General features: G+C 71.1%; 11 protein-coding genes. 10 read left to right on the forward strand and 1 reads right to left on the reverse strand.

Annotated features, from left to right (window positions below):
• Positions 1 to 8: 8 nt before the first annotated feature.
• The gene (locus Q9G87_RS10535) at positions 9 to 746 is read right to left on the reverse strand and encodes a GntR family transcriptional regulator (RefSeq protein WP_305916072.1); all 738 of its coding nucleotides are present in this window, start codon (positions 744 to 746) and stop codon (positions 9 to 11) included.
• Positions 747 to 914: 168 nt separating this feature from the next.
• Between Q9G87_RS10535 and Q9G87_RS10540 the strand changes: the two genes are divergently transcribed.
• The 10 genes from Q9G87_RS10540 to Q9G87_RS10585 all read left to right on the forward strand — a co-directional run bounded on the left by Q9G87_RS10540 (position 915) and on the right by Q9G87_RS10585 (position 12,075).
• Positions 915 to 1,943 (forward strand): Gfo/Idh/MocA family protein, encoded by a 1,029-nt coding sequence (locus tag Q9G87_RS10540; RefSeq protein WP_305916073.1) that lies wholly within the window; start codon positions 915 to 917, stop codon positions 1,941 to 1,943.
• Positions 1,940 to 2,824, forward strand: a complete 885-nt coding sequence (locus Q9G87_RS10545; RefSeq protein WP_305916074.1) for a TIM barrel protein — start codon at positions 1,940 to 1,942, stop codon at positions 2,822 to 2,824. Before Q9G87_RS10540 ends, Q9G87_RS10545 begins: the two co-directional genes overlap by 4 nt.
• Complete coding sequence (gene iolC / locus Q9G87_RS10550) at positions 2,824 to 3,786, forward strand: 5-dehydro-2-deoxygluconokinase (protein ID WP_305916075.1); 963 nt, start codon at positions 2,824 to 2,826, stop codon at positions 3,784 to 3,786. The genes Q9G87_RS10545 and iolC overlap by 1 nt, the downstream gene beginning before the upstream one ends.
• Positions 3,783 to 4,685, forward strand: a complete 903-nt coding sequence (locus tag Q9G87_RS10555; RefSeq protein ID WP_305916076.1) for a class I fructose-bisphosphate aldolase — start codon at positions 3,783 to 3,785, stop codon at positions 4,683 to 4,685. The genes iolC and Q9G87_RS10555 overlap by 4 nt, the downstream gene beginning before the upstream one ends.
• Entirely contained in the window at positions 4,682 to 5,599 is a 918-nt protein-coding gene (iolB, locus tag Q9G87_RS10560; protein WP_305916077.1) for a 5-deoxy-glucuronate isomerase, read from the forward strand. The genes Q9G87_RS10555 and iolB overlap by 4 nt, the downstream gene beginning before the upstream one ends.
• 5 nt (positions 5,600 to 5,604) lie before the next feature.
• On the forward strand, positions 5,605 to 7,521 hold the full coding sequence (iolD, locus tag Q9G87_RS10565) for a 3D-(3,5/4)-trihydroxycyclohexane-1,2-dione acylhydrolase (decyclizing) (protein ID WP_305916340.1): 1,917 nt from the start codon (positions 5,605 to 5,607) through the stop codon (positions 7,519 to 7,521).
• A gap of 134 nt (positions 7,522 to 7,655) precedes the next feature.
• On the forward strand, positions 7,656 to 8,645 hold the full coding sequence (locus Q9G87_RS10570) for a substrate-binding domain-containing protein (RefSeq protein ID WP_305916078.1): 990 nt from the start codon (positions 7,656 to 7,658) through the stop codon (positions 8,643 to 8,645).
• A 6-nt stretch (positions 8,646 to 8,651) separates the two neighbouring features.
• Entirely contained in the window at positions 8,652 to 9,707 is a 1,056-nt protein-coding gene (locus Q9G87_RS10575; protein ID WP_305916079.1) for an ABC transporter permease, read from the forward strand.
• Positions 9,704 to 10,576 carry an ATP-binding cassette domain-containing protein gene (locus Q9G87_RS10580; RefSeq protein WP_305916080.1) on the forward strand — a complete coding sequence of 291 codons (873 nt, stop codon included), beginning with the start codon at positions 9,704 to 9,706 and terminating at the stop codon, positions 10,574 to 10,576. The genes Q9G87_RS10575 and Q9G87_RS10580 overlap by 4 nt, the downstream gene beginning before the upstream one ends.
• Positions 10,576 to 12,075 (forward strand): CoA-acylating methylmalonate-semialdehyde dehydrogenase, encoded by a 1,500-nt coding sequence (locus Q9G87_RS10585; protein ID WP_305916081.1) that lies wholly within the window; start codon positions 10,576 to 10,578, stop codon positions 12,073 to 12,075. Before Q9G87_RS10580 ends, Q9G87_RS10585 begins: the two co-directional genes overlap by 1 nt.
• Positions 12,076 to 12,088: the final 13 nt, after the last annotated feature.

Genomic DNA, 12,088 nt, shown 5'->3' on the forward strand with positions numbered 1-12,088 from the left:
GGCGCTCGTCAGCGCTGGTCGACCAGGACCTCGATGCTGTAGTCCTGGGCGCGATAGCAGTGGTCCCCGTGCTCGACTGCTTTGCCCCCGGAGTCGAAGGCGGTGCGTGTCATCGTCAGGACGGGCTCGGCGGGCTCGAGCCGGAGGTGGTGCCGCTCCGACGAGGTCGGAGGGCGGGCTCCGATCGACTGAGCGGCGACGACGGGGCGCACCCCGCGTTCGCGCAACAGCGCGTACAGGCCTGATTCCTGCAGATCCTCCCGGCTGATGTCGTAGTGCGCGGGAGGCAGCCAGTTGCGCATGATGGCCAGCGGCCGGTTGCCGGAGAACCGCAGCCGGACGAGAGAGAGCAGCTCGGTATCGGCCGGCAGGTCGAGCGCGGTGGCCACGCGTTCGTCACGCACGAGCTCGTGCCGCAGGACGCTCGTCGAGGGCTGCCCGCCGGCGCGGGTGAGGTCGTCGAAAAGGCTGGTGAGGTCGGCACGCCGGTGCACCTTGGGGTTGGCCACCGTGGTGCCGATCCCGCGCCGGCGCAGCACGAGCCCGCGGTCGACGAGCTCTTGGATGGCCTGGCGCACCGTCGGGCGCGCCAGGCTGAGCCGCTCGGCCAGGGCGAGCTCGTTCTCCAGCTGGTCGCCGGGCTGGAGCCGGCCGCTGGCGATCGCCGTGCGGAGCTGCTCGGCGAGCTGGTGGTAGAGGGGCACGGGGGAAGAGCGATCGAGCGTCACACCCACTTGAACTGCCACGAGGCGAGTGTACCTCTGTTCATGTATATGACGTTACGCAATGATGTCAGGACAAAGTCTTGACTCGATCCATGTGAACAAGGCAGGCTTCAACCACATCGCCCATGGCCTGACCAGGCCTGGGGTAGGGCGAGTGACGACCCAACGACGTGAATGGACAGGACGCGCATGCGCATCGGGCTCGCGGGCGTCGGAAGGATAGGCGCCTTCCACGCCAAGACTCTGGCCGCTCTCGACTACGTCGACGAGCTGGTCGTGACGGACGCCGACACCGGGGCCGCCGAGCGCGTCGCAGCCGAGCTCGGCCTCGACGTGGCCCCGGACGCCGACGCGCTGCTGGCTTCGGGCATCGACGGATTCGTGATCGCCACCGCCACGCCGGGGCACGCGCCGCTGCTGCGCCAGGCCATCGCCGCCGGGGTGCCGGCCTTCTGCGAGAAGCCCGTGGCCGCCACCTTGAAGGAGACCATCGAGCTGGCCGAGCTCGTCGCCGCGACCGGCGTGCCGGTGCACGTCGGCTTCCAGCGCCGCTTCGACGCCGGATACCGGCGGGCGCAGGCCGCGGTGGCCTCCGGCGAGCTCGGATTCATCCACACCATCCGGGCCGGCACCCATGACCAGGCTCCGCCGCACGCGTCCTACATCCCGACCTCCGGCGGCATCTTCCGCGACTGCAACGTGCACGACTTCGACATCCTGCGGTTCGTCAGCGGCCGCGAGGTGGCCACGGTCTACGCCACCGGCGGCAACAAGGGCGCGGACTTCTTCGCCGAGGCCGGCGACGTCGACACCGGAGGCGCGCTGCTGACCCTGGACGACGGCACGATCGTGCTGATCTCCTCGACCCGCTACAACGGCGGCGGCCACGACGTGCGCATGGAGGTCCACGGCGAGAAAGGCACGATCGCCGTCGGCCTGGACCACTCGCTGGCGATGCGCTCGGCGGAGGAGGGCGTCGACTTCCCGCGCGGCCCGCAGAAGTGGTCGTTCATGGAACGTTTCCTGCCCGCCTACCAGGCCGAGCTCACCGCCTTCGCCGACGTCGCCCGCGGCGAGCGGCCCTCACCCTGCACCGTGCGCGACGCGCTCGAGGCCTTCCGCATCGCCGAGGCGTGCGAGCTGTCCAGGGCCGAGCGCAGACCCGTCGCCCTGTCCGAAATCGAGGGGTCCGAGATCGAGGGTATTGACACGCCATGACGACCACACCCGTAGCCGGCCGCGTGGCCGGCGCACCGATCTCCTGGGGAGTCTGCGAGGTTCCTGGCTGGGGCCACCAGCTGGAACCTGAGACCGTGCTGAGCCAGATGCGCGCGCTCGGCCTGGCCGCCACCGAGTTCGGCCCCGACGGCTTCCTGCCCGACGACCCGCAGGCCAAGGCCGCGACCCTGGCCGGGTACGGCCTGAAGGCGGTCGGGCAGTTCGTCCCGGTCGTCCTGCACGATCCGGAGCACGATCCCCTCCCCGAGGTCGAGCGCGCGATGGAGGGCCTGGTCGCCGCCGGGGCGTCGACCGTCGTCCTGGCCGCCGCCACCGGGCAGGACGGCTACGACGACCGGCCGGTCCTCGACGAGCCCGGCTGGGCGACCTTGCTGGGTAACCTCGACCGCATCACCGAGGCCGCCGCCGCCCGCGGCCTGGTGGCCACCCTCCACCCGCACGTCGGCACGATGGTCGAAAGCGGGGCGGAGACGGCACGCGTGCTCGACGGCAGCCGCGTCGGCCTGTGCCTGGACACCGGGCACCTGCTGATCGGCGGCGGCGACCCGGTCGCGATCGCTCGCGAGCACCCAGGGCGGATCGCCCACGTGCATCTCAAGGACGTCCGGCTCGACCGGGCGCGGCGCGTGCAGGCCGGCGAGGAGTCCTACACCGCCGCCGTGGCCGGCGGCATGTACGTCCCGCTCGGCAAGGGCGACATCGACATCGCGGCCATCGTCTCCGCCCTGGAGGGCCACGGCTACACCGGCTGGTACGTCCTGGAGCAGGACACCATCCTGGCCGAGGGCGACGCGGGCGCGGACCCGGCCGCGGACGTCCGGGCGAGCATCCGGCACCTCCTCGCCGTGGCGGGGGCGTGATGGCGTACGACCTGGTGGCCATGGGCCGCTGCGGAGTGGACATCTACCCACTCGACCACGGCGTCGGCCTGGAGGACGTGGAGCGGTTCGCCAAGTTCCTCGGCGGCAGCGCGACCAACGTCGCGGTGGCCGCGGCCCGCTACGGCCGCCGCGCCACGATCATCACGCGAACCGGCCGCGACCCGTTCGGCCGCTACGTCCGCCGGGCGCTGCGTGACTTCGGCGTCGACGACTCCTACGCCGACGAGGTCGACGGCCCGCCGACGCCGGTCACGTTCTGCGAGATCTTCCCTCCCGACCACTTCCCGCTGTACTTCTACCGGTATCCGACCGCCCCCGACCTGCTCATCGAGCCGGACGAGATTCCGGTGGAGGCCGTGCGCGAGGCGGGCGTCTTCTGGGCCACCGTCACCGGCCTGTCACAGGAGCCGTCGCGCGCGGCGCACTTCGCCGCCTGGCAGGCTCGCGGCCGCCGCCCGCACACCGTGCTCGACCTTGACTACCGGCCCATGTTCTGGCCCGACCCCGGCGAGGCCGCCGCGTTGGTGGGCAAGGCGCTCCAGCACGTCACGGTCGCGGTCGGCAACCGGGAGGAGTGCGAGGTCGCGGTCGGCGAGACCGACCCGCAGCGGGCGGCGTCCGCCCTGCTGGAGCGGGGCGTGGAGCTCGCGATCGTGAAACAGGGCCCCAAGGGCGTGCTCGCCGCGACCGCGGAGGAGCGCGTCGAGGTGCCGCCCTTCCCCGTGAGCGTCGTCAACGGCCTCGGCGCCGGCGACGCCTTCGGCGGTGCTCTCGTCCACGGCCTGCTCAGCGGCTGGGACCTGACCCGCGTCCTGCGCTTTGCGAACGTGGCCGGCGCCATCGTCGCCGGCCGTCTCGAGTGCTCCAGCGCCATGCCGTACGAAGCCGAGGTGGAGGCCCTGCTGGGAGAGGCCCCGCAGGGAGAGGAGAGCGGACGATGACCCACATCTCCAGCCGGCCTGGCATCGCCGAGCTGACCGAGATCCGGGTACGCCAGCCGTGGCGCATCACCGAAGGATGGGCCGCCCGCAAGCGGCGCGACCTGGTGGGCGCGGACGGCAGGCTGCTGATCGTGGCCGCCGACCATCCGGCCCGCGGCGCGCTCGGCGTGCGTGCGGACCGCATGGCGATGGCCTCGCGCAGCAACCTGCTGGAACGCCTGGCGATCGCGCTGTCGCGCCCCGGCGTGGACGGTGTGCTCGGCACCCCCGACATCCTGGACGACCTGCTGCTGATGGGGGCGCTGGAGGACAAGGTCGCGATCGGGTCGATGAACCGGGGCGGCCTGCAGGGCGCCGTCTTCGAGCTGGACGACCGCTTCACCGCCTACACCGCTGACGAGATCGTCGCCCGCGGTCTGGAGGGCGGCAAGATGCTCAACCGGATCTGCCTGGAGGATCCGGGCACGGTGACCATGCTGGAGGCGAGCGGCCGAGCGGTCACCGAGCTGGCGGGGCACGGCGTCATGGCGATGGTGGAGCCGTTCCTGTCGGTTCGGGGGGCGGACGGCCGGGTGCGCAACCTGCTCGATCCGGACTCCACCATCACCTCCATCCACATCGCCGCCGCGCTCGGCGCCACCAGTCGGCACACCTGGCTGAAGCTGCCCGTCGTCGAGGACCTGGAACGCGTCATGGACGCCACCACGCTGCCGACCCTGCTGCTGGGCGGCGACCCGACCGGCCATCCCGACGAGACCTACGCCTCCTGGCGGCAGGCGCTTGACCTGCCCGCCGTGCGGGGGCTGGTGGTCGGGCGGGCGCTGCTGTTCCCGCCCGACGGGGATGTGGCCGCCGCGGTGGACATCGCCTCCGGGCTCGTCCATGGAGGTGCCTCATGAACGACAACGCGCGGTGGGTGCTGCCGTTCGGCACGGCCGGCGAGGGCGGCTTCGAGGTGTCGGTCACCGACGCCGCGCCCGGGTGGGCGCACACGAGCCTGCGCGTGGTCACTCTGGCGCCGTTCGCGCGGGTGGAGCTGGACACTGGCGACAGCGAGATCATCGTGGTCCCCTTGCGCGGCGGCGCGGACGTCACGGCCGTCGACCGCGACGGGCAGCACCACAAGGCCCGGCTCGCCGGGCGCGACAGCGTGTTCGCCGGTCCCACCGACGTCGCCTACGTCCCGAGGGGCGCCAGGCTCACGATCTCCGCCGGTGACCGCGAGAGCAAGATCGCCCTGTGTGGCGCGAAGGCGGGCAAGCGCGCCGAGCCGCCGCCGTTCCGGCACGTGGCCGCGGCCGAGGTGCCCGTCGAGCTGCGCGGCGCCGGCACGGCTTCGCGCGAGGTGCGCAACTTCGGGGTGCCGCAGGTGCTCGACGCCGACTCGATCATCGCCTGCGAGGTGATCACGCCCGCGGGCAACTGGAGCTCGTACCCGCCGCACAAGCACGACGAGGAGCGCGACGGCGTGGAGACCGAGCTCGAGGAGATCTACTACTTCGAGGTGCAGGCCGAGCCGGGCGCCCCCGAAGGCGCGGACCCCGTCGGCTACCAGCGCGTCTACGGCACCGCCGAACGCCCGATCGACGTGCTCGCCGAGGTCCGCACCGGCGACGTCGTCCTCGTGCCGCACGGCTGGCACGGTCCCGCCATGGCGCCGCCCGGCTACGACCTCTACTACCTCAACGTGATGGCCGGCCCCGGCGCCACCCGCGCCTGGCTGATCTGCGACGACCCCGCCCACGGCTGGGTGCGCGAGACCTGGGCCGGCCAAGCCGTCGATCCCCGCCTGCCGATGGGAGGACCTCGATGACTACCATGCGTCTGACGGTGAGCCAGGCCGTCGTGCGTTTCCTGGCCGCCCAGTGGAGCGAGCGCGACGGCCGGCGTCAGCGGCTGTTCGCCGGCTGCTTCGGGATCTTCGGCCACGGCAACGTCGCCGGGCTCGGCCAGGCGCTGCTGCAGGACGAGCTGGCCGGCGGGCCGGACCGGTTGCCGTACGTGCTGGCCCGTAACGAGCAGGCCATGGTGCACACGGCCGTCGCCTACGCGCGACACAAGGACCGCCTGCAGACCTGGGCCTGCACGGCCTCCGTCGGGCCCGGCTCGACCAACATGCTCACCGGGGCCGCGCTGGCCACCGTCAACCGGATCCCCGTGCTGCTGCTGCCCTCGGGCACCTTCGCCACCCGGGTGGCGGGGCCGGTGCTGCAGGAGCTGGAGGTGCCGTACGCCGCGGACGTCACCGTCAACGACGCCTTCCGCCCGCTGTCGCGCTTCTTCGACCGGATCAACCGCCCCGAGCAGCTGCCGGCGGCGCTGCTGGCCGCCATGCGCGTGCTGACCGACCCGGTCGAGACCGGCGCGGTGACGATCGCCTTGCCGCAGGACGTGCAGGCCGAGGCCTTCGACTGGCCGGTGGAGCTGTTCGAGCGGCGCGTCTGGCGCGTGGGCAGGCCCCTGCCGGAGGCCGCCGACCTCGCCGACGCCGCGGCGCTCATCTCCGCGGCCCGCAGGCCGCTCATCGTGGCCGGCGGCGGGGTGCACTACTCCGGCGCCGAGGACGCCCTGCGCGCGTTCTGTGAGGCGACCGGCATCCCGGTCGGCGAGAGCCAGGCCGGCAAGGGCTCGCTGCCGCACGGGCATCCGCAGGCGATGGGCGCCGTCGGCTCGACCGGGACCACCGCCGCCAACGCCCTGGCCAGGGAGGCCGACCTGGTCATCGGGATCGGCACCCGCTACAGCGACTTCACCACCGCCTCACGCACCGCCTTCCAGAACCCGGACGTGCGCTTCGTCAACATCAACGTCGCCCGCTTCGACGCCGGCAAGCTCGCGGGCCTGTCGGTGGTGGCCGATGCCCGGGAGGCGCTGACCGCGCTCGGTCAAGCGCTGGCCGAATACCGGGTGGACCTGGACTACCGCGAGCGTCAGGCCGCGTTGTGGAGCGAGTGGGACGCGCGGGTGGAAGCCGCCTACAACCCGCCGGCGGAGGTCACCGACGCGCTGGCCGACGGCGTGCTCACGCAGGGCACCGTGCTCGGCTGCGTCAACGAGCTGTCCGACCCGCGGGACGTCGTCGTGTGCGCGGCCGGATCCATGCCGGGCGACCTGCACAAACTGTGGCGGGTGCGCGAGCGCAAGGCCTACCACGTCGAGTACGGCTACTCGTGCATGGGCTACGAGATCCCCGGCGGCATCGGCGTCCGGCTGGCCGACCCGGATCGGGACGTCTTCGTCATGGTGGGCGACGGCTCGTACCTGATGATGCCGACCGAGCTGGTCACTGCCGTGCAGGAGCACGTCAAGGTCATCCTGGTGCTGGTCCAGAACCACGGCTTCCACTCCATCGGCTCGCTGTCCGAAGCGCTCGGATCCCAGCGGTTCGGCACCGGCTACCGCTTCCGCGACCAGTCCTCCGGCCGGCTCGACGGGGACCGGCTGCCGATCGACCTGGCCGCCAACGCCCGCAGCCTCGGCGCCACCGTGATCGAGGTACGCGACCGGGAGGGCCTCGTCCAGGCGATCAAGGACGCCAAATCCGCGCCGGCCGACGGCGGCCCGGTCGTCATCCACGTGGAGACCGACCCGACGGTGCACGCCCCGGACAGCGAGTCCTGGTGGGACGTGCCGGTCAGCCAGGTCAGCGAGCTCGACACCACCCGCCGTGCCTATGAGGAGTACACGGCGCACAAGGCCGCGCAGCGCCCGCACGTAGGCGGCCTGCCCCACTGACGATCCCGCACTGGGGGGTGCGGGGACGAGACCGCCGGCGCGCATCGCGCCGGCGGCGGGATGACACCCGAAGAGCACCGAACCACCCCCGATCCGCCCCCCTCCAGGGTGCGGAGACTGAAAGGCAGACAGAAGTGGCCCGTACTTCAAAAATCGCCGTGCTGGTGACCAGCGGCATGATGGCGCTCGCGTTGGCGGCGTGCAGTTCCAGCGGAGGCAAGCAGAGCACCGAAGCGGCGTCCGCGCCCGCCTCCGCCTCCGGCGCGCCGACGATGACGGTCGCCTTCATCACGCACGCGGCTCCCGGTGACACCTTCTGGGATTTGGTGCGCAAGGGCGCCGAGGCCGCGGCGGCCAAGGGCAACATCAAACTGGAGTACCAGTCGGATCCGGACGGCGCGAACCAGGCCAACCTCGTTCAGACGGCCATCGACAAGAAGGTCGACGGCATCGCGGTCACCCTGGCCAAGCCCGACGCCATGAAGGCCAACGTGGAGAAGGCGCTGGCGGGTGGCATCCCGGTCGTCGCGCTGAACGGCGGCATCGACCAGTGGAAGAGCATGGGCGTGCTCGAATACTTCGGCCAGGACGAGAAGATCGCCGGTGAGGCGGCCGGCGCGCGGTTGAAGACCGACGGCGCGAAGAAGGCGCTGTGCGTCATCCAGGAGCAGGGCCACGTCGGCCTCGAAGCCCGCTGCGACGGCACCAAGGCGTCCTTCCCCGACACCGAGAAGATCTACGTCACCGGCACCGACATGCCGAGCGTGCAGGCCGCCATCACCTCCAAGCTCCAGCAGGACCCTGGCATCGACCGGGTGCTGACCCTCGGCGCGCCGTTCGCGCTGACCGCCGCCAAGTCCGTCAAGGACGCCAGCAGCTCGGCCAAGGTCGTCACCTTCGACACCAACAAGGAGCTCGTGACCGCCATCAAGAACGGCCAGGTGGAGTGGGCGGTCGACCAGCAGCCCTTCCTGCAGGGCTACCTCGCGGTGGACAGCCTGTGGCTCTACAAGACCAACGGCAACGTCATCGGCGGCGGCCAGGCGACCCTGACCGGGCCGGCGTTCATCGACAAGACCAACGTCACCGCGGTGGAGCAGTTCGCCGCGGGCGGCACGAGGTGAGGTGACATGACTGCTGCGGCAACAGAGCCGGGCAGAACGGAGGCGACCCTGGACGACCGGGTCGCCACCCGTTCGCTCGCGGTACGGGTGCTGAGAAGGCCCGAGGTCGGGTCGCTCGTCGGCGCGATCGTGATCTTCGCGCTCTTCATGATCGTGGCGGTGCCGTTCCGGAACGTCGCCAACATCGGCACGATCCTCTACGGCGCTTCCACCATCGGCATCATGGCCGTCCCCGTGGCGCTCCTCATGATCGGCGGCGAGTTCGACCTGTCCGCGGGCGTCGCGGTGACCACCGCCGGGCTGTCGGCGTCGCTGTTCGCCTGGAACTTCGGCCTCAACGTGTGGGTGGGCGTCATCCTGGCGCTGGCCCTGTCCCTGGGCGTCGGCGCGTTCAACGGCTGGCTGTTGTTCAAAACCGGCCTGCCGAGCTTCCTCGTCACGCTGGGCACGTTCTTCGTCCTGCAGGGCGTCAACCTCGGCGTCACGCGGCTGCTGACCGGCAACGTCGCCACGGCCGACATCAGCGACATGGACGGCTTCGCCGGCGCGCAGGCGGTGTTCGGGTCCGAGATCGCGCTCGGCCCGGTCACGCTGAAGGTCACCGTGCTGTACTGGGTCGTGCTGACCGTCGTCGCGGCGCACATCCTGCTGCGCAGGCAGGCAGGCAACTGGATCTTCGCGGTGGGCGGAGACTCCGCGGCCGCGCGGGCGATCGGCGTCCCCGTACGCGCGACGAAGATCGGCCTGTTCATGGCCGTCGGGTTCTGCGCATGGCTGTCCGGCATGCACCTGCTGTTCCAGTTCAACACGGTCCAGTCGGGCGAGGGCGTCGGCAAGGAGTTCATCTTCATCATCGCCGCGGTGATCGGCGGCTGCCTGCTCACCGGAGGCTACGGATCGGTGGTGGGCGCCTCGATCGGCGCGCTGATCTTCGGGATGACCCAGCTGGGCATCAACTACGCCGGGTGGAACCCCGACTGGTTCAAGGCGTTCCTCGGCGTGATGCTGCTGCTGGCGACCATCGTGAACGTGTACGTCAAGAGGAAGGCGGACCTTCGATGAGCGCTCCGATCCTCGAGCTCGAGGACGTCGGCAAGAGCTACGGCAACGTCCACGCGCTGCGCGGGTGCAGCCTGCGGGTCCGCCAGGGCGAGGTCACCTGCGTGCTCGGTGACAACGGCGCGGGAAAGTCGACCCTCATCAAGATCATCTCTGGGCTGCACGACCACAGCGAAGGGGTCATGAAGGTCGACGGGGAGGCCTGTACGTTCGGCTCCCCGCGCGAGGCCCAGACCGGCGGCATCGCCACGGTGTACCAGGACCTCGCGCTCGCGCCGCTGATGTCGGTGTGGCGCAACTTCTTCCTTGGCAACGAGATCCGCACCGGGCTCCTGCGCGTCCTGGACATCGAGCGCATGAAGCAGATCTGCCACGACGAGCTGGCCAAGATGGGGGTGGTCATCCCCGATCTGGACCGCCCGGTGGGCGGACTGTCCGGCGGCCAGCGCCAGTGCATCGCCATCGCACGGGCCATCTATTTCGGCGCCAGGGTGATCATCCTGGACGAGCCGACCGCCGCCCTCGGCGTCAAGCAGTCCGGCGTCGTCCTGAAGTACATCGTCAAAGCCCGTGACGCCGGCCTCGGCGTCATCTTCATCACGCACAACCCCCACCACGCCTACCTCGTCGGCAACCACTTCGTGGTTCTCAAGCTGGGCCGCGTCGTGCTCGATGTGCACCGCGACGACCTGACCCTGGAGCAGCTGACCACCGAGATGGCCGGCGGCCAGGAGCTCCAGGAGCTCAGCCATGAGCTGCGCGAAGCGGAGCCGGGCAAGGTCGCCGCACCCGCCGCGGTGCAGCACGGGGACGTGGAGGCGCCCGACCTCGGCCCCGGCGAGCGTGTGGGCGTCACAGATCCGGAAGGATGATGAGTACGTTGACCCGCATCACCCACCTCATCGGCGGCCGCTCCTGGGAGGGCACTTCCGAGCGCACCGGCGACGTGCACAACCCCGCGACCGGCGCCGTCACCGGCCGTGTCGACTTCGCCTCCGCCTCGCTCGTCGGCCAGGCCGTCGAGACGGCTCGGGCGGCGTGGCCCGGCTGGGCGGGCACCTCGCTCGCCAAGCGCGCGCAGGTGCTCTTCGCCTTCCGCGAGCTGCTGAACGCACGCAAGCACGAGATCGCCGCGCTGATCACCGCCGAGCACGGCAAGGTCCTCGACGACGCGCTCGGCGAGGTCACCCGGGGCCTGGAGGTCGCCGAGTTCGCCTGCGGCATCCCGCACCTGCTCAAGGGCGGGTTCAGCGAGAACGCCTCCACCAAGGTCGACGTCTACTCCCTCCGGCAGCCGCTCGGCGTCGTGGCCGTGATCTCGCCGTTCAACTTCCCGGCCATGGTGCCGCTGTGGTTCATCCCGGTCGCCATCGCCTGCGGCAACGCGGTGATCCTCAAGCCCAGCGAAAAGGACCCCTCGGCGGCCCTCGCCGTGGCCCGCCTGTGGACCGAGGCCGGCCTGCCCGACGGGATCATGAACGTCGTGCACGGCGACAAGGAAGCCGTGGACGCGCTGCTCACCCACCCCGACGTGCGGGGGATCTCCTTCGTCGGCTCCACCCCGATCGCCAGGTACGTCTACGAGACCGGCACCGCACATGGCAAGCGGGTCCAGGCGCTGGGCGGTGCCAAGAACCACATGCTCGTCCTGCCCGACGCCGACCTCGACCTGGTCGCCGACGCCGCGGTCAACGCCGGCTTCGGCTCGGCGGGGGAGCGGTGCATGGCGATCTCGGCGCTCGTCGCGGTCGACACCATCGCCGACGACCTCGTCGAGAAGATCAAGGAGCGCATGGGCAAGCTGCGTACCGGCGACGGCACCCGCGGCTGCGACATGGGCCCGCTGGTCACCGGCCAGCACCGCGACAAGGTGGCCGGCTACGTCGAGACGGGAGCCGCGGAGGGGGCGGCTCTCGTCGTCGACGGCCGGGAGGGGGACTTCGACGGCGGCCAGGATGGCTTCTGGCTCGGCCCTACCCTGTTCGACCACGTCACGCCGGACATGTCCATCTACCGTGACGAGATCTTCGGGCCTGTGCTGTCCGTCGTCCGGGTGCAGTCCTATGACGAAGGGCTCGCCCTCATCAACGCCAACCCGTACGGCAACGGCACGGCCATCTTCACCAACGACGGAGGGGCGGCGCGGCGCTTCCAGAACGAGGTGGAGGTGGGCATGGTGGGCATCAACGTGCCGATCCCGGTGCCGGTGGCGTACTACTCCTTCGGCGGCTGGAAGAGCAGCCTGTTCGGCGACACCCACGCGCACGGGACCGAAGGCGTGCACTTCTTCACCCGCGGCAAGGTCGTCACCTCGCGCTGGCTCGACCCCAGCCACGGCGGCCTCAACCTCGGCTTCCCACAGAACGACTGACGACCAGGAGGAC

The sequence above is a fragment of the Nonomuraea turcica genome (assembly GCF_030718205.1).
Lineage (GTDB): Bacteria > Actinomycetota > Actinomycetes > Streptosporangiales > Streptosporangiaceae > Nonomuraea.